Source organism: Streptomyces sp. NPDC032822 (assembly GCF_055578825.1).
In genome coordinates, this window is sequence record NZ_JBVIOL010000001.1 from 17,158 (window position 1) to 37,914 (window position 20,757).

The 20,757-nt window shown below is 70.8% G+C and carries 14 protein-coding genes; 7 read left to right on the plus strand and 7 right to left on the minus strand.

The genetic code is table 11. The features are described from left to right. Positions 1-209 precede the first annotated feature (209 nt). A complete protein-coding gene (gene secA, locus ACZ5VD_RS00080; RefSeq protein WP_468679755.1) occupies positions 210-3,050 on the plus strand; it encodes a preprotein translocase subunit SecA in 2,841 nt (946 codons plus the stop codon). Positions 3,051-3,161: 111 nt separating this feature from the next. Here the strand turns inward: secA and ACZ5VD_RS00085 are convergent, their stop codons facing one another. Next, positions 3,162-3,935, minus strand: coding sequence for an Rv3235 family protein (locus ACZ5VD_RS00085; protein ID WP_468679757.1), 774 nt, complete (start codon positions 3,933-3,935; stop codon positions 3,162-3,164). 333 nt (positions 3,936-4,268) lie between these two features. Between ACZ5VD_RS00085 and ACZ5VD_RS00090 the strand changes: the two genes are divergently transcribed. From ACZ5VD_RS00090 to ACZ5VD_RS00100, 3 genes are all read left to right on the plus strand, one after another. Continuing rightward, positions 4,269-4,784, plus strand: coding sequence for a DUF6912 family protein (locus ACZ5VD_RS00090; RefSeq protein ID WP_468679759.1), 516 nt, complete (start codon positions 4,269-4,271; stop codon positions 4,782-4,784). Between the two features lie 135 nt (positions 4,785-4,919). Next, positions 4,920-5,585, plus strand: coding sequence for an HAD family hydrolase (locus tag ACZ5VD_RS00095; RefSeq protein WP_468552861.1), 666 nt, complete (start codon positions 4,920-4,922; stop codon positions 5,583-5,585). Between the two features lie 478 nt (positions 5,586-6,063). Continuing rightward, positions 6,064-10,995: an NAD-glutamate dehydrogenase gene (locus ACZ5VD_RS00100; RefSeq protein ID WP_468552862.1), complete on the plus strand. Its 4,932-nt coding sequence runs from the start codon at positions 6,064-6,066 to the stop codon at positions 10,993-10,995. Between the two features lie 210 nt (positions 10,996-11,205). On the opposite strand, the gene ACZ5VD_RS00105 is transcribed toward ACZ5VD_RS00100, so the two are convergent. Continuing rightward, entirely contained in the window at positions 11,206-12,054 is an 849-nt protein-coding gene (locus tag ACZ5VD_RS00105; RefSeq protein ID WP_468552973.1) for an ABC transporter ATP-binding protein, read from the minus strand. Positions 12,055-12,079: 25 nt separating this feature from the next. Further along, the gene (locus tag ACZ5VD_RS00110; protein WP_468552863.1) at positions 12,080-13,009 is read right to left on the minus strand and encodes an ABC transporter permease; all 930 of its coding nucleotides are present in this window, start codon (positions 13,007-13,009) and stop codon (positions 12,080-12,082) included. 193 nt (positions 13,010-13,202) lie between these two features. On the opposite strand from ACZ5VD_RS00110, the gene ACZ5VD_RS00115 reads away from it, so the two are divergent. Both ACZ5VD_RS00115 and ACZ5VD_RS00120 read left to right on the plus strand, forming a co-directional pair. Beyond that, entirely contained in the window at positions 13,203-13,829 is a 627-nt protein-coding gene (locus ACZ5VD_RS00115; RefSeq protein ID WP_468552864.1) for a TetR/AcrR family transcriptional regulator, read from the plus strand. Between the two features lie 53 nt (positions 13,830-13,882). Next, positions 13,883-14,527: a LuxR C-terminal-related transcriptional regulator gene (locus ACZ5VD_RS00120; protein WP_468552865.1), complete on the plus strand. Its 645-nt coding sequence runs from the start codon at positions 13,883-13,885 to the stop codon at positions 14,525-14,527. A gap of 116 nt (positions 14,528-14,643) precedes the next feature. Here the strand turns inward: ACZ5VD_RS00120 and galE are convergent, their stop codons facing one another. Both galE and ACZ5VD_RS00130 read right to left on the minus strand, forming a co-directional pair. Further along, a complete protein-coding gene (galE, locus tag ACZ5VD_RS00125) occupies positions 14,644-15,636 on the minus strand; it encodes a UDP-glucose 4-epimerase GalE (protein ID WP_468552866.1) in 993 nt (330 codons plus the stop codon). Between the two features lie 207 nt (positions 15,637-15,843). Further along, positions 15,844-16,329, minus strand: coding sequence for a MarR family winged helix-turn-helix transcriptional regulator (locus ACZ5VD_RS00130; RefSeq protein WP_468552867.1), 486 nt, complete (start codon positions 16,327-16,329; stop codon positions 15,844-15,846). A 119-nt stretch (positions 16,330-16,448) separates the two neighbouring features. Between ACZ5VD_RS00130 and ACZ5VD_RS00135 the strand changes: the two genes are divergently transcribed. Continuing rightward, entirely contained in the window at positions 16,449-16,862 is a 414-nt protein-coding gene (locus ACZ5VD_RS00135) for an organic hydroperoxide resistance protein (RefSeq protein WP_468679761.1), read from the plus strand. A 143-nt stretch (positions 16,863-17,005) separates the two neighbouring features. On the opposite strand, the gene ACZ5VD_RS00140 is transcribed toward ACZ5VD_RS00135, so the two are convergent. Continuing rightward, positions 17,006-18,286 (minus strand): hypothetical protein, encoded by a 1,281-nt coding sequence (locus ACZ5VD_RS00140; protein ID WP_468552869.1) that lies wholly within the window; start codon positions 18,284-18,286, stop codon positions 17,006-17,008. Positions 18,287-18,418: 132 nt separating this feature from the next. Next, a complete protein-coding gene (locus ACZ5VD_RS00145) occupies positions 18,419-20,689 on the minus strand; it encodes a bifunctional glycosyltransferase/CDP-glycerol:glycerophosphate glycerophosphotransferase (protein ID WP_468679763.1) in 2,271 nt (756 codons plus the stop codon). Between the last annotated feature and the right edge of the window lie 68 nt (positions 20,690-20,757).

Here is a 20,757-nt window from a genome sequence, read left to right on the forward strand (position 1 = left end):
TGATCACAATTCGCGCAATTCGTCGGTGCGGCGCGGCACCATCGGCGGGGCCCGGCCGTTGTGCCCTTCGAAGAGATGTGAAGCAGTCGACGGTTGCCGTTCCGGCAGGCCTCCCGGCGTGGCGGGGTCCTCGCATACGATGGCCGTTGCTCAGCAAGCCAAACGGAAACCGACCGTCCCAGGCCCGACCGGCAAGGAGACCAACCCCCGTGTCCGTCCTCTCAAAGATCATGCGTGCAGGCGAAGGCAAGATCCTGCGCAAGCTGCACCGCATCGCGGACCAGGTCAACTCCATCGAAGAGGACTTCGTCGACCTCTCCGACGCCGAGCTGCGGGCCCTCACCGATGAGTACAAGCAGCGCTACGCTGACGGTGAGAGCCTGGACGACCTGCTTCCCGAGGCATTCGCGACCGTCCGCGAGGCCGCCAAGCGCGTCCTCGGACAGCGTCACTACGACGTCCAGATGATGGGCGGAGCCGCCCTCCACCTCGGCTACGTCGCCGAGATGAAGACCGGCGAGGGCAAGACCCTGGTCGGCACGCTGCCCGCCTACCTGAACGCCCTCTCCGGGCAGGGCGTCCACCTGATCACGGTCAACGACTACCTGGCCGAGCGCGACTCCGAGATGATGGGCCGCGTCCACAAGTTCCTGGGCCTGGAGGTCGGCTGCATCCTCGCCAACATGACCCCGGCCCAGCGCCGCGAGCAGTACCGCTGCGACATCACGTACGGCACGAACAACGAGTTCGGCTTCGACTACCTGCGCGACAACATGGCGTGGTCCCAGGACGAGCTCGTCCAGCGCGGCCACAACTTCGCCATCGTCGACGAGGTCGACTCCATCCTGGTGGACGAGGCCCGTACGCCGCTGATCATCTCCGGCCCGGCCGACCAGGCCACCAAGTGGTACGGCGACTTCGCCAAGCTGGTCACCCGCCTGAAGAAGGGCGAGGCCGGCAACCCCCTCAAGGGTCTTGAGGAGACCGGCGACTACGACGTCGACGAGAAGAAGCGCACGGTCGCCATCCACGAGTCCGGCGTCGCCAAGGTCGAGGACTGGCTGGGCATCGACAACCTCTACGAGTCGGTGAACACCCCGCTGGTGGGCTACCTCAACAACGGCATCAAGGCGAAGGAACTCTTCAAGAAGGACAAGGACTACGTCGTCATCGACGGCGAGGTCATGATCGTCGACGAGCACACCGGCCGTATCCTCGCCGGCCGCCGCTACAACGAGGGCATGCACCAGGCGATCGAGGCGAAGGAAGGGGTGGACATCAAGGACGAGAACCAGACGCTCGCCACGATCACCCTGCAGAACTTCTTCCGCCTCTACAAGCGCCACGACCACAGTGGCAAGGAGCAGCCCGGCCTCTGTGGCATGACCGGTACGGCGATGACCGAGGCCGCCGAGTTCCACCAGATCTACAAGCTCGGCGTCGTCCCGATCCCGACCAACCGCCCGATGGTCCGCAAGGACCAGTCCGACCTCATCTACCGCACCGAGGTCGCGAAGTTCGAGGCGGTCGTCGACGACATCGTCGAGAAGCACGAGAAGGGCCAGCCGATCCTCGTCGGCACGACGTCGGTCGAGAAGTCCGAGTACCTCTCGCAGCAGCTCTCCAAGCGCGGCGTCCAGCACGAGGTGCTGAACGCGAAGCAGCACGACCGTGAGGCGCCGATCATCGCCCAGGCCGGCCGCAAGGGCGCTGTGACGGTCGCCACCAACATGGCCGGCCGTGGTACCGACATCAAGCTCGGCGGCAACCCCGACGACCTCGCCGAGGCGGAGCTGCGCCAGCGCGGCCTCGACCCCGAGGAGCACATCGAGGAGTGGGCCCACGCGCTGCCCGCTGCCCTGAAGAACGCCGAGCAGGCGGTCAAGGCGGAGTTCGAGGAGGTCAAGGACCTCGGCGGGCTCTACGTCCTCGGCACCGAGCGGCACGAGTCGCGACGTATCGACAACCAGCTGCGCGGTCGTTCCGGCCGTCAGGGCGACCCGGGCGAGTCCCGCTTCTACCTGTCCCTGGGCGACGACCTGATGCGGCTTTTCAAGGCCCAGATGGTCGAGCGCGTCATGTCGATGGCGAACGTCCCGGACGACGTGCCGATCGAGAACAAGATGGTCACGCGCGCGATCGCGTCCGCGCAGTCGCAGGTCGAGCAGCAGAACTTCGAGACCCGTAAGAACGTCCTGAAGTACGACGAGGTCCTCAACCGGCAGCGCGAGGTCATCTACGGCGAGCGCCGCCGCGTCCTTGAGGGCGAGGACCTGCACGAGCAGATCCAGCACTTCACGAACGACACCATCGACGCGTATGTCACCGCGGAGACCGCCGAGGGCTTCCCGGAGGACTGGGACCTCGACCGGCTGTGGGGCGCGTTCAAGCAGCTCTACCCGGTGAAGGTCACCGTCGAGGAGCTGGAGGAGGCGGCCGGCGACCGGGCCGGTCTGACCGCCGAGTTCATCGGCGATTCCATCAAGGACGACGTCCAGGAGCAGTACGAGGCGCGTGAGGCGCAGCTCGGCTCCGAGATCATGCGCGAGCTGGAGCGCCGGGTCGTGCTGTCGGTCCTGGACCGCAAGTGGCGCGAGCACCTCTACGAGATGGACTACCTCCAGGAGGGCATCGGCCTGCGCGCGATGGCCCAGAAGGACCCGCTGGTCGAGTACCAGCGCGAGGGCTTCGACATGTTCACCGCCATGATGGAGGGCATCAAGGAGGAGTCCGTCGGCTACCTGTTCAACCTGGAGGTCCAGGTCGAGCAGCAGGTCGAGGAGGTCCCGGTCGAGGACTCCAAGCCCTCGCTCGACAAGAAGGACGCGGTGCCGGCTCAGGCGGGCGCGCGCCCCGAGATCCGCGCCAAGGGGCTCGACGTCCCGCAGCGCCGGGAGCTGCACTTCTCCGCGCCGACGGTGGACGGCGAAGGCGGTGTCATCGAGGGCGAGTTCGCCGACGACGACGAGCCGGTGCGCTCCGAGTCCGACGGCCTCACGCGCGCGGAGCGGCGCAAGCAGTCGCGTGGCGGGCGTCGCCGCAAGAAGTGATGTCGCGGTCGCCTGGGGCGCCGTAGTCGACGAAAGGGCCGGTCACCTGAGGGTGGCCGGCCCTTCGGCATGCCGGTGGAGCCCGGGGCCCTCCCCGGGTCGGGGCCGGTGTCAGTCGTCGTCCGTGTGTGGCCTGCGGGGGCCGCCCAGTTCCACCGCCGTGCAGCGCCAGCGCAGGTCGTGGCCCTGTTCCAGACGGAAGGCCATGGCGCGCAGCTGGTCGCCCGCACCGATCCGGGCGAAGGCCTCGATGGCTCCGGGGCGGGGGACGAAGTAGCCGATGTCGCGGACGACGGGAAGGGTGCCGCGGGTGGCGCGCAGGGCGCCGCGTTCGGCGAGCCAGGCCAGTTCGTCGTAGGCGCGGCCCGCGGTGTGCCGGAGCATCCAGTGGACGGGGCGGTGGCCGCTCAGTACGGCGAGGAGACGGTCGGCGAAGACGTCGGTCGGGCGGGGCTGGGGGACGGGCCTGCGGGGGGTCTGGGCGGGGACGACGGGGGTGGTGGGGGCCGCGACGGCGGAGTGGGGCCCGTCGGGCCTGCGAGGGGCCGTGACGGGCCGTTCCGCGGTGCTGGGCCCTGCGGTGGTGGACCCGGCCGAGGCGCGGATGCCGGTGCCGGTGCGTGGCGCGGCGGTGAGGGTGAGTGAACGGGTGCCCGGGGAGGCCGGGGTGCCCGGCGTGGTGCGGGGGCGGTTGTCGGGCGGGCCGGTGCGGGTGCGGGCCTCGCCGCCGGCCGGTGAGCCCGGCGGGCGGCCGTCGGGCGCGGTCGTGCGAGGCGTGCCGCCGCCGGGGGTGCGGGGCGGTGTGCCACCGGGGCGGCGCGGGTCGCGGCGGCCCGGCGGGCGGGCGCCGGGGTGGTGGCCTGCCCTCGTCATGACCTTGTTCATGGTGTCCCCGCTCGATCGGCCCGGGTTGATACCGGGCGGTAACTTCGTGGTTGGTGATCTTGTACGGGGTGGCGGACCACGGCGGCAAACGGGCGGGGCCCCTCGCCGGGGCGGCCGGGATGTTCACCTATCAGAGTGGTCGGGGGTGGTGGAAAGCCCGTGGTGACGGGGGTGCACCGGGTGAATTCCGGGGCGTCGGGTGGACGCCTCCAGGGGGGTGGGCGGGGACTCGAAAGGGGACCCGCGCACGTATCCTGAAGGCCTTCCGGAGGTGCCGAGCGCTCCTCGCGGAGGGACCCTGAGAAGCCTCCGACCACGAGAGAGCGGCGAGCCATGCGTGTCTACGTCCCCCTGACCCTTCCCGGGCTCGCCGAGGCGTACAGGACGGGAGAGCTGGGGAGTGGGCCGCTCGTCGCGTACGCGGTCACGCCGGCCCTGCGCGAGTGGTACCTGTCCGAGGACATCGAGGAGCTGGAGTACGCCGCGCTGAACCGGGCCGCGCTGGCCTCGCTGCGGTTGCTGGCGGCCGACGCCGCGGCGGTGCGGCGCCGGGTCGTGGTCGCCGTGGACGTGCCCGACGGCGCGGCGGTCTCCGATCCCGACCGCGCGCTGGACCCCGCGGCGCTCGGGGAGGTGTGGGTCGCCGGGACCGTACCGCTGGCGAAGACGGCGGCCGTGCACGTCGATGCCGGGGACGCGGAGGCGGACGTGACCGCGGCGGCCGGGGCGCTCGCGGCGGCGGACGGCGGGGACGACGACGCGCAGTTCGTCGTGGACGGGGCCGAGGACCATGAACTGCTGTGGTTCGCCACGCAGGAGATCCCGAGCCTGGTGGGGCCGGCGCGGTAGGCCGAGCCCGCCTGGGCCGTCACGGCCGTCGCCGTGGTGTCACTCCCGCCCGCGTGGCCCCGCTCGCGCCCGCGTGATCCCGCTCTCACCCCTGCGGTCTCTTGATTGTCAGTGCGGGCGGGTACGTTTTTCGGCATGGGGAATCAGACAGGCGCGCACATCGTCTGGGACTGGAACGGGACGCTGTTCCACGACAATGACGCGATCATCGGAGCGACGAACGCGGCGTTCGTGGAGCTGGGGCTGGCGCCGATCACGATGGAGCAGTACCGGGCGCTGTACTGCGTGCCGGTGCCGAAGTTCTACGAGCGGCTGATGGGGCGGCTGCCCACCGACGCCGAGTGGGAGGTCATGGACGAGACCTTCCACCGCTACTACGCCCAGCACCGGGTGAGATGCGCGCTGACCGCGGGGGCGGCGGAGCTGCTGGCCGGCTGGGGGTCGGCCGGGCGGAGCCAGTCGATACTCAGCATGTACGTCCATGACGAACTGGTGCCGTTGGTGCGGGGGTTCGGGATCGAGGCGCACTTCCTGCGGGTGGACGGGCGGGTCGGGCCGTCCGGGGGAAGCAAGGCGGAGCACATGGTGCGGCATCTCGGGGCGCTGGTCGGGGTGGACCCGGCTCGTACGGTGGTGATCGGGGACGCCGCCGACGACGCGGTGGCGGCGCTGCACGTGGGAGCGCGGGCCGTCCTGTACACCGGCGGGTCGCATGGGCGGGCGAGCCTGGAGGTGGTGGGCGTGCCGGTGGTGGACACGTTGGAGGAGGCCGTCGTGGAGGCGGAGCGGCTGGCGGCGTGACGCGGCGGCGAGGGGCGAAGCCGCACACGCACGCGAAGGCGTCCCGCGCCTCTGTGCAGAACGTCAAACTTCTCCCCCCGGTTTTGTACACATACGGCTCATGACGGGCCCCCTGTGGGGAGCGATAGCCTGGTGGCGTGATCAGCGCGATAGCTCGCGGGGGCATCGCCGCCCCTGCCCCGCGCCCGGAGAACACGGACCACATCCGTGACCGGGCGGCAGTCGCTGGTCCTCGCGGGCGGGACAGGGACGCAAGAGCCCCACAGGACGCCGTACACACCCCGGAAGCACACGCGGCAGAGAGCAGCGTCACACTCCGGAGGCGTGTCGAGAATGGCTGATAACCCCCCGCTCATCTCACCCTGCGGCATAGCGTCGGAACAGACCGGACACCCCGCGTCGCGGCGTCACGTCACAGGGGAAGAGACCGTACTTCCACCTACGTCACGCAACGGCGCGCGACAGGAGCCAGAGGAAAATGCAGACCAAGCTGGACGAAGCCAAGGCCGAGCTGCTCCAGAGGGCCGCCCGGGTAGCTGAGAACAGCCCGGTCGGGGGGCACCTACCGACCGGGAAGACGGACGAGGGCACACCCGACCGGGACACCGTGCTCGCGTTCCTCCAGCGCTACTACCTGCACACCGCCCCGGAGGACCTCGCCGACCGCGACCCGGTCGACATCTTCGGCGCCGCACTCTCGCACTACCGGCTGGCCGAGACCCGCCCGCAGGGCACGGCCAACGTCAGGGTCCACACACCCACCGTCGAAGAGAACGGGTGGATGTGCAGCCACTCGGTCGTCGAGGTCGTCACCGACGACATGCCCTTCCTCGTCGACTCGGTGACCAACGAACTCACCCGGCAGGGCCGCGGGATCCACGTCGTGATCCACCCGCAGGTCGTGGTCAGGCGTGATGTCACCGGACGCCTCATCGAGGTGCTCACCTCGCCCGTCGCCGGCGAACTGCCGCACGACGGGCACATCGAGTCCTGGATCCATGTCGAGATCGACCGTGAGACCGACCGCGGCGACCTGAAGCAGATCACCGCCGACCTCCTGCGGGTCCTGTCCGACGCCCGCGAGGCCGTCGAGGACTGGGAGAAGATGCGGGACGCGGCCCTGTGCATGGCCGACGAACTGCCCAAGGAGCCGGTCGCCTCCGATCTGCGCGAGCAGGAGATCGAGGAGGCCCGGGAGCTGCTGCGCTGGTTGGCCGCCGACCACTTCACCTTCCTCGGATACCGGGAGTACCAGCTCCGGGAGGACGACTCGCTGGTCGCCGTCCCCGGGACCGGCCTCGGCATCCTGCGGTCCGACCCGCACCACACCGACGTCGACAGCCACCCCGTCAGCCCGTCCTTCGAGCGGCTTCCGGCCGACGCCCGGGCCAAGGCGCGTGAGCACAAGCTGCTGGTGCTGACCAAGGCGAACAGCCGCTCCACCGTGCACCGGCCGTCGTATCTCGACTACGTCGGTGTGAAGAAGTTCGACGCGGACGGCAACGTCATCGGGGAGCGGCGGTTCCTCGGGCTGTTCTCCTCGGCCGCCTACACGGAGTCCGTGCGGCGGGTGCCGGTCATCCGGCGCAAGGTCGAGGAGGTGCTGGAGCGGGCCGGGTTCTCGCCCAACAGCCACGACGGGCGCGATCTGCTCCAGATCCTGGAGACCTACCCGCGCGACGAACTCTTCCAGACCCCGCCCGACGAACTCCAGTCCATCGTCACGTCCGTGCTCTACCTCCAGGAGCGGCGCCGGCTCCGGCTCTACCTGCGCCAGGACGAGTACGGCCGCTACTACTCCGCCCTCGTCTACCTGCCCCGCGACCGGTACACGACCGGCGTACGGCTGCGGATCATCGACATCCTCAAGGAGGAACTCGGCGGTACCAGCGTCGACTTCACCGCCTGGAACACCGAGTCGATCCTCTCCCGGCTGCACTTCGTCGTCCGGGTCCCGCAGGGCACCGAACTGGAGCAGCTGTCCGACGGCGACAAGGACCGCATCGAGGCCCGGCTGGTGGAGGCCGCGCGGTCGTGGGCCGACGGGTTCGGGGAGGCGCTGAACGCCGAGTTCGGCGAGGAGCGCGCCGCCGAACTGCTGCGCCGCTACGGCAACGCCATCCCCGAGGGCTACAAGGCCGACCACAGCCCGCGCGCCGCGGTCGCCGACCTCGCGCACCTCGAAAAGCTCACCGAGGAGCAGGGCTTCGCGCTCAGCCTGTACGAGCCCGTGGGCGCCGCCCCCGAGGAGCGCCGGTTCAAGATCTACCGCAAGGGCGACTCCATCACCCTGTCGGCCGTGCTGCCGGTCCTGGGCCGGCTCGGCGTCGAGGTGATGGACGAGCGGCCGTACGAACTGCGCTGCTCGGACCGGAGTGTGGCCTGGATCTACGACTTCGGGCTGCGGATGCCCCGCTCGCAGAACGGCGCCGGCGACTACCTCGGCGACGACGGCCGTGAGCGTTTCCAGGAGGCCTTCGCCGCGACCTGGACGGGCCAGGCCGAGAACGACGGGTTCAACGCCCTCGTGCTGAGCGCCGGTCTGAACTGGCGGCAGGCGGTGGTACTGCGCGCCTACGCCAAGTACCTGCGGCAGGCGGGCTCGACGTTCAGCCAGGACTACATGGAGGACACCCTCCGCGACAACGTCCACACCACCCGGCTGCTGGTCTCGCTGTTCGAGGCGCGGATGTCGCCGGACCGGCAGCGGGCGGGGCACGAGATCGTGGACGCGCTGCTCGAAGAGGTGGACGCCGCGCTCGACCAGGTGGCCAGCCTCGACGAGGACCGGATCCTGCGCTCCTTCCTCACCGTCATCAAGGCGACCCTGCGGACCAACTTCTTCCAGGAGGCGGCCGGCGGCAGGCCGCACGAGTACGTCTCCATGAAGTTCGACCCGCAGGCCATCCCCGATCTCCCGGCGCCCCGACCGGCGTTCGAGATCTGGGTGTACTCGCCGCGGGTGGAGGGCGTGCACCTCAGGTTCGGGAAGGTCGCGCGCGGCGGACTGCGCTGGTCCGACCGGCGTGAGGACTTCCGCACCGAGATCCTCGGCCTGGTCAAGGCGCAGATGGTGAAGAACACCGTCATCGTGCCGGTGGGCGCCAAGGGCGGCTTCGTCGCCAAGCAGCTGCCGGATCCGAGTGTGGACCGGGACGCGTGGCTGGCGGAGGGCATCGCCAGCTACAAGACCTTCATCTCGGCGCTGCTCGACATCACCGACAACATGGTCGCCGGTGAAGTGGTCCCGCCCGCCGACGTCGTCCGGCACGACGAGGACGACACCTATCTCGTCGTCGCCGCCGACAAGGGCACCGCGACCTTCTCGGACATCGCCAACGGGGTCGCCGAGCAGTACAACTTCTGGCTCGGGGACGCCTTCGCCTCCGGCGGCTCGGCCGGCTACGACCACAAGGGCATGGGCATCACCGCCCGGGGTGCCTGGGAGTCCGTCAAGCGGCACTTCCGGGAGCTCGGCGTCGACACACAGTCCGAGGACTTCACGGTCGTCGGCATCGGCGACATGTCCGGTGACGTGTTCGGCAACGGCATGCTGCTCTCCGAGCACATCCGCGTGGTCGCCGCCTTCGACCACCGGCACATCTTCATCGACCCGAAGCCCGACGCGGCCACCTCCTACGCCGAGCGCCGCCGTGTCTTCGAACTGCCGCGCTCCAGCTGGGCCGACTACGACACCGGGCTGATCTCCTCGGGCGGCGGCGTGTTCCCCCGCACCGCGAAGTCGATCCCGGTCAACGCGCACATCCGGGAGGCCCTCGGCATCGAGGAGAAGGTCTCCAAGATGACGCCGGCCGACCTGATGAAGGCGATCCTCAAGTCGCCGGTGGACCTGCTGTGGAACGGCGGCATCGGGACGTACGTGAAGGCGAGCACCGAGACGCACGCGGACGTCGGCGACAAGGCCAACGACCCGATCCGTGTCGACGGCGCCGACCTGCGGGTCAAGGTCGTCGGCGAGGGCGGCAACCTGGGCCTGACCCAGCTCGGCCGGATCGAGTTCGCGCTCCAGGGCGGCAAGATCAACACGGACGCCATCGACAACAGCGCGGGCGTGGACACCTCCGACCACGAGGTGAACCTCAAGATCCTCCTCAACGGCCTGGTCGGCGAGGGCGACATGACCGTCAAGCAGCGCAACAAGCTGCTCGCCGAGATGACCGACGAGATCGGCCATCTCGTCCTGCGCAACAACTACGCGCAGAACACGGCCATCGCCAACGCGCTCGCCCAGTCCAAGGACATGCTCCACGCCCAGCAGCGGTACATGCGCCACCTGGTGCGCGAGGGGCTGCTGAACCGGGCGCTGGAGTTCCTGCCCGCCGACCGCCAGATCCGCGAGCGGCTGAACACCGGGCAGGGTCTGAGCGGCCCGGAGACGGCCGTGCTGCTGGCGTACACGAAGATCACGGTCGCCGAGGAGCTGGTGCACACCTCGCTGCCGGACGACCCGTATCTGCGCACCCTGCTGCACGCGTACTTCCCGAGCACGCTGCGCGAGCGGTTCCCCGAGCACATCGACAACCACCCGCTGCGCCGCGAGATCACCACGACCGTGCTGGTCAACGACACGGTCAACACGGGCGGTACGACCTATCTGCACCGGCTGCGCGAAGAGACCGGCGCCTCGCTGGAGGAGATCGTGCGGGCGCAGACCGCGGCCCGGGCGATCTTCCGCTCCGGTGTGGTGTGGGACGCGGTGGAGGCCCTCGACAACACGGTCGAGGCCGCCGTCCAGACCCGTATCCGGCTGCACTCGCGCCGGCTGGTCGAGCGCGGCACGCGCTGGCTGCTCAACAACCGGCCGCAGCCGCTGCAGCTCGCCGAGACCGTCGACTTCTTCGGCGACCGCGTCGAGCAGGTCTGGTCGCAGATCCCGAAGCTGCTGCGGGGCGCCGACCTGGAGTGGTACCAGAAGATCTACGACGAGCTGACCGATGTCGGGGTGCCGGACGAGGCCGCCACGCGGGTGGCCGGGTTCTCCTCCGCCTTCCCCTCGCTCGACATCGTCTCGGTGGCCGACCGGATGGACCGGGACCCGATGGCCGTCGCCGAGGTCTACTACGACCTCGCCGACCGTCTCCACATCACCCAGCTCATGGACCGCATCATCGAGCTGCCCCGCGCCGACCGCTGGCAGTCCATGGCCCGCGCCTCCATTCGCGAGGACCTCTACGCGGCCCACGCGGCGCTCACGGCCGACGTGCTGGCGGTGGGCAACGGCACCTCGACTCCCGAGCAGCGCTTCAAGGCGTGGGAGGAGAAGAACGCGGCGATCCTCGGACGGGCCCGCATCACCCTGGACGAGATCCAGGGCTCGGACTCGTTCGACCTCGCCAACCTGTCGGTGGCGATGCGGACGATGCGGACGCTGCTGCGGACGCATTCGTAGGCGGCCGAGCGGTAAGCGGTCAGTCGGCCGGGTGGTCGCAGGACAACGACAGGGGCCGCCCCGAGCTGCAACAGCTCGGGGCGGCCCCCTTTTCTTCTCATGACAGCAGAGCCTCACGACAGCAGAGCCTCGTAACGGCAGAGCCCTCACGGCAGCAGGGCCTCATGGCGCCAGGGCTCTACGAGGGGAGGGCCGCACGAGGGCAGGGTCTCAGGGGGAGACCGCGGCCTTGGGCTTCGGCTTGGCCTTCGCCTTGTCCGGGCCGCCGGTGAACGCCTCGTACGCCTCCAGCACCTCCTCCGTCGGCCCGTCCATGCGGAGTTCGCCGCGCTCCAGCCACAGCACGCGGTCGCAGGTGTCGCGGATCGACTTGTTGCTGTGGCTGACCAGGAACACCGTGCCCGCGTGCTTGCGCAGCTCGCGGATCCGGGCCTCGGACCGCTTCTGGAAGGAACGGTCGCCCGTGGCGAGGGCCTCGTCGATGAGCAGGACGTCGTGGTCCTTGGCGGCGGCGATGGAGAACCGCAGCCGGGCGGCCATGCCGGAGGAGTACGTCCGCATGGGGAGGGTGATGAAGTCGCCCTTCTCGTTGATGCCCGAGAAGTCGACGATCTCCTGGTAGCGCTCCTTGACCTGTTCGCGGGACATGCCCATGGCGAGGCCGCCGAGGTAGACGTTGCGCTCACCGGTGAGGTCGCTCATCAGGGCCGCGTTCACCCCGAGCAGGGAGGGCTGGCCGTCCGTGTGGATCCGGCCGTTCTCCACGGGGAGCAGTCCGGCGACGGCCTTGAGGAGGGTCGACTTGCCGGAGCCGTTGGTGCCGATCAGTCCGATGGCCTCGCCGCGGTACGCGACGAAGGACACGTTCTTGACGGCGTGCACCGTGCGGACGCCCGACGCCTTCTCGGCGTTCTTGCGCCGCATCATGCGGTTGAGGGCGGCGGTCGCGGAACCCCGGCCGGCGCCGGTGCCGTTGACCCGGTAGACGATGTCGACGCCGTCGACGACGACGGTGGGGATCAGCGCGTCGGCAGGGGTCAGCTCGTGGGCGGGGGTCAGCTCGTCGGTGGTGCGGGGGGTGATGTCAGCCACGGCCGTACGTCTCCTCAGCCTTCCAGAAGTAGATGAAGCCTCCGACACCGGCGAGCAGGGCCCAGCCGGTCGCGATCAGCCACACGTGGGACGGCAGCTGACTGGAGTGGAAGCTGTCGATCAGCGCGAAGCGCATCAGGTCGATGTAGACGGCCGCCGGGTTGGCCTGGAGGGCGGGCCCGACCCAGGACGGCAGGTCGTTGTGCTTTTGGAGCAGGTGGTCGATGCTCCACATCACGCCCGAGATGTACATCCACGTACGCAGGACGAACGGCATCAGCTGGGCGATGTCCGGGGTCTTGGCGCCGAGCCGGGCCATGATCATCGAGACGCCGGCGTTGAAGGTGAACTGCAGCACCAGCGCCGGGATCGCCAGGAGCCAGGACGCCGAGACGGGCACGCCGAAGCAGAGCAGGATCACGACCAGGGCGGCCATCGAGAACATCAGCTGCTGGAGCTGCTGGAGGCAGAAGGAGATCGGCAGCGCGGCGCGCGGGAAGTGCAGCGCCCGGACGAGCCCGAGGTTGCCGGAGATGGCCCGCGTGCCCGCGAGGATCGAGCTCTGCGTGAACGTCCAGATGAACACGCCCGTGACCAGGAACGGGATGTAGTCCGGCACACCCTTCTTGGTGCCGAGCAGCACTCCGAAGATGAAGAAGTACACCGCCGCGTTCAGCAGCGGGTTCATCACCTGCCAGACCTGGCCCAGTTTCGCCTGGCTGTACTGGGCGGTGAGCTTGGCGGTGGAGAACGCGGTGATGAAGTGGCGCCGCGCCCACAGCTGGCTCACGTACTCGCGCAGGGTGGGGCGGGCACCGCTGACCGAGAGGCCGTGGCGGGCGGCGAGGGCCGCGAGGTCGTCGTCGGCGGGGGCGGGGGTGGTCGCCGTCGGCGGGGGCGGTGTGTGGAGGACCTGGCTCACATCCGCTGCTTTCACTCGGGGGTGGGGTGACGCGTGGTGCCGACGCGGCCGGTGTGTCCGTTGCCCGGCGTTTCCTTACGCTTCTCTTCACGTTCTCTTACGTCGGGACGGCACCGTATCGTCGCAACGTGAGAGTAGGCCGAGTTGGCGTCGGAACGCAACCGTTTCGTCGTCACGCCCTATGCTGGTCCGTATGACGACGAACGCCGACGAGCCGCAGACCCGTCCGCGCCGCCGGGCCCCCGCGGGAGCCGCCGTGCTCCGCGAGGATGTGACGGAAGCCATCCGGGCGGCCGTCTTCGAGGAGCTCGCGGCCGTCGGCTACGCGCGGATGTCCATCGAGGGGATCGCGCGCCGCGCGGGCGTCGGCAAGACCGCGGTGTACCGGCGCTGGCGCTCCAAGCAGCACCTCGTCCTCGACGTGGTCTCCGCCCTCGCGGTCCAGGGCCTGCCGGCCCCCGACACCGGCTCCCTGGAGAGCGACCTGCGGCTGCTGTACGAGGTGACCTCGCGCGCGCTGCGCCACCCCGTGGCCTCGCAGATCATCCCCGACCTCCAGGCCGAGGCGGCCCGCAACCCCGAGATCGCCGAGGCCGTGCAGAAGGCCCTGCGGGAGGGGCAGGACAGCGTCGCCAGCAAGATCGTCGTGGCCGCGCGGCAGCGTGGCGAGGTCCGTGCGGGGCTCGACGAGGACCTGGCCCTGGACCTGATCTCGGGGCCGCTGTACTGGCGCTCGGTGGTGATCCGCAGCCCGAAACTCCCGAAGGGGTACCTGGGGGCACTGGCGCGGGCGACGGCCGAAGGGCTCAAGGCGCTGTGACGCGGCGGGGCCGATAGCCGCGCCCCGTACGCCCCGGAGGAGTATGGGGCGCTATGAGAGTCGTGATCGCCGAGGACAACGCCCTGCTCCGCGAGGGCCTTGTGCTGTTGCTGGCGTCCGCCGGGCATGAGGTGGCGGCCGTGGTCGGCACCGGGCCCGAGGTGCTGCCCGCGCTCCTTGAGCACCGGCCGGACGTGGCGGTGCTCGATGTGCGGATGCCGCCCGGCTTCCGCGACGAGGGGCTGCGGGCCGCACTCGCCGCGCGTGAGGAGATCCCCGGGCTGCCGGTGCTGGTGCTGTCGCAGTACGTCGAGGAGTCGTACGCCGCCGAACTGCTGGCCGGCGGGAGCAGCGGGGTCGGCTACCTGCTCAAGGACCGCGTCGGCCGGGTGGATGAGTTCCTCGACGCGCTGGAGCGGGTCGCGGCCGGCGGCACGGCGCTCGACCCGGAGGTGGTGACCGAGTTGCTGACCCGGCGCGGGGACACCCCGCTCGACTCGCTCACCTCGCGCGAGCGGGAGGTACTGAAGTTGATGGCCGAGGGACACGACAACGCCACCATCGCCAGGACCCTCGTCGTCACCGAACGAGCGATCCACAAGCACATCGGGAACGTCTTCCTGAAGCTGGGCCTGCCGCCGAGCGACAGCGGACACCGCCGGGTCCTGGCCGTGCTGGCGTACCTGAACAACGTGTAGCCGACGCGCCCGGGCGACGTGCGCGGGCGCGTCCTCCGGCCGCCGACGGGCCAGTTCGGTCAGTACGGGATGCCGGATGCCGGATGCGGGATGCGGGATATGGGAGGGGCCCCGGCTCAGCCGTGGGCTGCCTCCGGGTGGAGCCGGATCCAGCCCTCCCACGCGGATGTGATCATGTCCTGGATGTCGTGCTTGGCCCTCCAGCCCAGTTCGGTGGCGGCTCGGTCGGCGGAGGCGACGACGCTCGCCGGGTCGCCGGGGCGGCGGGGAGCGACGGCCGGGGGCCGGTCGTAGCCGGTGAGGGTGTTGATGCGGTCGATCATCTCGCGGACCGAAACCCCCTCCCCGCGGCCGATGTTGAGGGTGAGGGAACGGCCGGGGGAGGCGTGGAGGGCGCGGGCGGCGGTGACATGGGCCTCGGCGACGTCGACGACGTGGATGTAGTCGCGTACGCAGGTCCCGTCCGGTGTCGCGTAGTCGTCGCCGAAGATGCGCGGGGGCGCGTGCTCCGTGAGTTTCTCGAAGACCATGGGGACGAGGTTGTGGACGCCCGTGTCCGCGAGTTCGGGGCGGGCCGCGCCCGCCACGTTGAAGTAGCGCAGCGCTGCCGTGGCCAGGCCCGTCGCCCGGCCCGTCGCCCGGACCAGCCACTCGCCGGCCAGCTTCGTCTCGCCGTACGGCGACAGGGGTACGCAGGGCGTCTCCTCCGTGACCAGGTCGTCGGCGTGGGCGGTGGCCGGAGTGCCGTACACCGCGGCCGAGGAGGAGAACACGAAGGACGGGACGCCCGCCTCCGACACGGCCTCCAGGAGGACGCGCAGTCCTTCGACGTTCTCCCGGTAGTAGTGCAGCGGCAGTTCCACCGACTCGCCGACCTGCTTCTTCGCCGCCAGGTGGACCACACCGGTGACCTCGTGGTCGGCGAGGGTGCGGGCCAGGCGTTCACCGTCCAGGGTCGAGCCCGCCACCAGCGGCACGTCCTCGGGGACGCGTGCGGTGATGCCGGTGGACAGGTCGTCGTAGACCACCGTCCGTTCGCCGGCCTCGGTCATCGCCCGTACGACATGCGCCCCGATGTAGCCGGCGCCGCCGGTGATCAGCCAGGTCATGTGCGGCCGTCCCCTCGTCAGTTGACTCCCGCGCTCAGTGAAGCAGGCGGCGCGGCACGGGCACCACGCCGTGACCGCGTTCACGCCGTGAACGCGCTGATACGTCATCCGTCGTCAACGAGAGGTCACCTGGCGCGCGGGATCGGGCGGGCGCCGAACGAGAAGGAAACGAGGGGGTCGTACGGCTTCACGCCCGCCGCGCCCCGCCTATCGGCACCCCGGGGTGTCCTCCAGGGCCGCCGAGTCCAGCGTCGACGTGAGCTGGTCCAGGCGTTCGCGCAGATCGCGGAGTTCGTCGAGGTCGAAGCCGGTGGCCCGGAAGATCCGGCGGGGCACCTGGAGGGCGGGCTCGCGCAGCGCGACGCCCTCCTCGGTCAGCCGTACCTCCACCGAGCGTTCGTCGCGGGCGCTGCGCTCCCGTCGGACGAGACCGGCCGCCTCCAGGCGCTTGAGCAGCGGCGACAGGGTGCCGGAGTCGAGACGCAGGTGTTCGCCGAGGGTCTTCACGGGCAGTTCGCCCCGCTCCCAGAGCACCAGCATCACCAGGTACTGCGGGTAGGTCAGCCCGAGGTCCTTGAGGAGCACGCGGTAGACGCCGTTGAACGCGCGCGAGGCGGCGTGCAGCGAGAAGCAGATCTGGCCGTCGAGGCGGAGCCAGTCCTCCTGGGGGGAGGGTGTCGTGGTCGGGGTCATGTCTCCAGGATAGCTCTTGTCCGCCATTTAGTTGTGCGCAATTTAATTGTGTGCTCTACTTGAACCCGCAAGGCAGCCGGACCGGCCGCCGAGACGTGACTTGAGAGGGATGGATTTCCATGGACGCGATCTACACCGCCGTCGCCACCGCCACCCACGGCCGGGACGGCCGCGCCGTCTCCTCCGACGGCACGCTGGACCTCGCCCTCGGTATCCCGGTCGAGATGGGCGGCAACGGCCAGGGCACCAACCCCGAGCAGCTGTTCGCCGCCGGTTACGCCGCCTGTTTCGGCAGCGCCCTCGGCCTCGTCGGCCGCGCGGCCAAGGTCGACGTCAGCGACGCCGCCGTGACCGCCGAGGTCGGCATCGGCAAGCAGGGTGAGGGCTTCGCCCTCAAGGTCGCCCTCCGCGTCGAGCTTCCCGACACCGTGGACGAGGAGACCGGCCGCAAGCTGGTCGAGCAGGCCCACCAGGTCTGCCCCTACTCCAACGCCACCCGCGGCAACATCGAGGTCGACCTCGTCATCGAGTAGTCCCGCCACCCCTCCGGCTCCGCCCGCTCCACCGCCGCCCTCACGGGCACCCGGTGGCGGCGGGCGCCCGAGGTTCGCGCGGTAGTGCGTGAGCACGGGAGGACCGCCCCCGCGCCCCCGTCGGGGCAATGGCCCGGCCGTCCTCAGCGCATCGAGTGGGCCCGTTCGGCGCGGTCCTGCGCGGGCAGGGTCACCGGCTCCCGGACGACCCGCTCCAGCAGCAGCGGGATCCCCACCACCGGCAGCAGCCAGGCCAGCACGATCAGCCGGTCGCCCCAGATGTTGATGTCGGGGTGCCCGGCCTGGGTGAGGATCCCGGTGCCCGCCGCCGCCACCAGGAACCCGCCGAACGCCCGGCGGCGCCCCCGCAGCGCCCCCCACGCACCGGCCGCCAGGGCCGCCGCGAACAGCGGCTGCCACAGCTGCCGGCGCAGCCACTCCGTCCAGAAGTTCGCCTGGAGATGCAGGAACTCCGGCCACGGACGGGTCCGGTCGGGCGAGGTGAAGTGGTTGGCGAGCAGATCCTGAACGCTCTCCGACATGGACGGATAGTGCAGCACCTTCGCCAGCAGCAGCGTCCCGACCACGGCACCGCAGCCCGCCGCCCCGAGCGCCACGACCCCGCGGCCCGCGTCACGGCCCCGCCGCCACCGCCGTAGGACCACCACCGCGCCCGCGCCCGCCAGGCACAGCCCCAGGAACAGGGCCTGCGAGTGCTTCACCGTGAACAGCCCGGCCAGTGAGCCGCCCACCAGCGCCAGGCCGGCGCGCGTCCGGTGCCGGTGCAGGACCAGCGCGCACCCCCACACCGCGGTCAGGGTCAGCGCCAGCATCAGGCCCTCCGTCATGGGCCGCATGGCGGTCGCCCCGCACGGCAGGACGTAGTACAGCGCCTGACCGGTGAGGGCGAGCGGCACCGGCACGGAGAGGGTGCGCAGGATCAGGAACGCCAGGATCCCGCCCGCGACCGTGATCACCACACCCGCCGCCCACATCCCCCACGTCACGCCGAACACGGTGAGGAACGGCAGCAGGAACACCGGGTAGCCGGGCCGCACCTCGAAGATCCGCAGGAAGCGCTCCGAACTGAACGGCGCGGTGTGCCCGCCGCTCTGCCCGGCCCGCAGCCGCGCGTCCACCTCCCGCCAGGCCGCGGCCCGGCACTCCGCGACGACCCGGGGGCGGGGATCAGGGGCGTGGAAGCGCACCACGTCCACCTTCTGCCTGCGGTACGCCGCCGACGCCCGGCCCGCGCAGGCGTAGTCGATGGTCGCGGCCGCCGCCTCCCGCTTGCCGTCGCCGCGCAGGTCCAGGGCGTACGACAGGTAGTTCCGGGTGTCGGGGGTGTCCCGGCCGGTGACGTTCGCGAGCTGGAGCACGGCGAACACCGCGGCCAGCGCCAGCACCCAGGTGCGCGGCCTCATGAGGACGCCGACGGGCCGCGGCCGGGTCGTCCCGCCGGACGCCAGGTGGACGGCCGGGTCGGGGTCGGCCGTGAAGGACTGGAGGGCATACGGACTCCCGTGGCGGTGACGGCGATCAGACGCTGTCGGCGTTCAGAGGCTGTCGACGGCGGCCCAGCGTGGCGTGGCGGACCGCTCCACGCTGGCCAGCGGTGAGCGGCCGAGCCCCGCCGCCGCGGACGGCACCGGGTGACGCTCGGCGAGCGGCACGACCGGCGGCAGCGCCGACTCGTCCTCGCCCAGCACCACATGGCGGACGACCCGCTCGGCGGCGCGTCCGTCGTCGTACGGACAGAACCGCTCGCGGAACGAGGACCGCAGCTGCGCCGAGCGCGAGCCGCGCCAGTGGCCGGAGGCGAAGATGTCGATCAGCTCGTCCTCGCTGCGCGCGACGGCGCCCGGCGGGAAGCCGCGCAGGTCGAAGTAGGTGCCGCGGGCCGCCTCGTAGGCCTCGCGGTCGTCGGCGAGGAGCACGATCGGGCGGTCGAGGTTGGCGTAGTCGAACATGATCGACGAGTAGTCGGTGACCAGGACGTCCGAGGCGAGACAGAGCTGCTCGACGTTCGGATGCGCGCTGACGTCGACGACCTGGGGCATCTCGCCGCTCAGGGGCTCGCCGTACGCGTGGTGGGCGCGGGCCAGGACGACGAAGCGCGGGCCGAGCTTGCGCAGCACCCGCTCCAGGTCCAGGGCGGTGTGCTGGCTGCGGCGGTGGTCGCGGTGGGTGGGCGCGTACAGGATCGCGACCGAGCCCTCCGGGACGCCGAGGCTCTCGCGCAGCCGCGCCACGTCCGTGGAGGTCGCCTGCTGGAAGACGTCGTTGCGGGGTTGGCCGTATTCGAGCGTGCGGTAGCGGCCGGGGAACACCCGCTCCCAGGTCAGCGTGGAGTGCCGGTTGGCGGACAGGACGTGGTCCCAGGTGTCGACGCCCCGCAGCAGCTCGGCGAAGTCCGTGCCCCGGGCCGCCGCCGGGCGCTCCTGGAGGTCGAGGCCCATGTGCTTGAGCGGGGTGCCGTGCTGTGTCTGGAGGAGGATCTGCCCGGGGCGCCTGACCAGCCGGGGATCGAAGTCGGTGTTGCCGACCAGGTACGTGGAGCGGGCCAGCGCCGTCCAGTAGGCGGCCGAACCGGGGCGCACCCGGCGGGTCGCGGTCGGGATCGTGTGGTGGTGCTCGGGGCGGGCCACCCAGGTCGTCCGGATGTGCGGGGCGTGCGTGCGGAACGCGGTCTCCAGCGCACCCGGGTTGCAGCCGTGGCCGTGGCCGTCGTACGCGGCGAAGACGGCACGGTCGGCCCGCAGCGGGAGCCGCCGCTGCACGCCGTAGTGGAGCCGCAGGGCCCCGGTACGCAGCGACCTCAGCAGACCGGCGGCGGCCCCGCCGGTACGGCGGCGCAGCGCCGACCCTCGTTGCAGGGTGCGGAAGGTGCGGTGCATGCCCCACTGGACGAGGGTGTGCCGCAGCCGGGAACGCAGCGGGACCGGGTGGCCGGGGGCCTGGTGCGTACGGCAGTGGGCGCGGGCCCGGCGCAGGAAGTCGGCCCGCGCCTCGCGCGGCAGCCGCTCGGGGTGGGCGAAGACCACGGCCAGGTGGTTGACCATGCGGCGGAACAACACCGGCCGCCAGCGCGCGAGTTCGGGGCGCTGCTCGACGTACGCGAAGAGCCGGTCGTACTGCTCGAAGAGATCGAAGTGGCGGCGGGTGGTGGTGCGGGTGATGCTGCCGCGCCGGCGCTGCCGGTAGTGCACGCAGACCCGGTCCAGGGTCGCGACGGACTCGGCCGCCATGAGGACCGGGTACGTCCACGGGGTGTCCTCGTACAAGCCGGACGGGAAGGTGAAGCCCTCGCGCTCGACGAACTCCCGGCTGTACGTCTTGTTCCACGCCACCGTCAGCAGCTTGAGCAGGCCCGGCCGGTCCTCCAGGGTGAAGGGCGCCGGGCCGCGTTCGGTGAGCTGGACGGCGGCCTGGTTGCGGACGGTGCGGCCCGACCAGTCGACGCGCGCGTAGTCGTGGACCAGGACGTCGGGCTCGCCGGTCTCCTTCAGCCGGTCGGCGATCGCGCGCAGCGCGTGAGGGGTGAGCGTGTCGTCGCCGTCCAGGAAGACCAGGTAGTCGCCGGTCGCCACGCGCAGTCCGGCGTTGCGGGCCGCGCCCAGCCCCTGGTTCTCCGGCAGGTGCACGGGCCGTACGCGCGGGTCGCGGGCCGCGAACTCGTCGATGATCGCGCCGCAGGCGTCCGGCGAGCCGTCGTCGACCGCGATCAGCTCCAGATCCGGATACGACTGGGAGAGCACCGAGTCCAGGCATGCGTGGAGGTACGCCTGGACCTGGTACGCGGGGACGATGACACTGAACCTGGGCAAGGTGGACATCCATGGGTCGGCGCGGGCGTTCTGCCCGGGAACGGCCGATGGAGTGATTCGGTTACGAT

What these genes read in the sequence shown, in the direction of transcription:
- galE (WP_468552866.1), bottom strand. Translation starts at nt 15,636, where the DNA reads ATGACCTGGCTGATCACCGGCGGCGCCGGCTACATCGGGGCGCATGTC.
- ACZ5VD_RS00135 (WP_468679761.1), top strand. Translation starts at nt 16,449, where the DNA reads ATGGACGCGATCTACACCGCCGTCGCCACCGCCACCCACGGCCGGGAC.
- ACZ5VD_RS00130 (WP_468552867.1), bottom strand. Translation starts at nt 16,329, where the DNA reads ATGACCCCGACCACGACACCCTCCCCCCAGGAGGACTGGCTCCGCCTC.
- ACZ5VD_RS00085 (WP_468679757.1), bottom strand. Translation starts at nt 3,935, where the DNA reads ATGAACAAGGTCATGACGAGGGCAGGCCACCACCCCGGCGCCCGCCCG.
- ACZ5VD_RS00095 (WP_468552861.1), top strand. Translation starts at nt 4,920, where the DNA reads ATGGGGAATCAGACAGGCGCGCACATCGTCTGGGACTGGAACGGGACG.
- ACZ5VD_RS00115 (WP_468552864.1), top strand. Translation starts at nt 13,203, where the DNA reads ATGACGACGAACGCCGACGAGCCGCAGACCCGTCCGCGCCGCCGGGCC.
- ACZ5VD_RS00100 (WP_468552862.1), top strand. Translation starts at nt 6,064, where the DNA reads ATGCAGACCAAGCTGGACGAAGCCAAGGCCGAGCTGCTCCAGAGGGCC.
- ACZ5VD_RS00120 (WP_468552865.1), top strand. Translation starts at nt 13,883, where the DNA reads ATGAGAGTCGTGATCGCCGAGGACAACGCCCTGCTCCGCGAGGGCCTT.
- ACZ5VD_RS00140 (WP_468552869.1), bottom strand. Translation starts at nt 18,286, where the DNA reads ATGAGGCCGCGCACCTGGGTGCTGGCGCTGGCCGCGGTGTTCGCCGTG.
- ACZ5VD_RS00090 (WP_468679759.1), top strand. Translation starts at nt 4,269, where the DNA reads ATGCGTGTCTACGTCCCCCTGACCCTTCCCGGGCTCGCCGAGGCGTAC.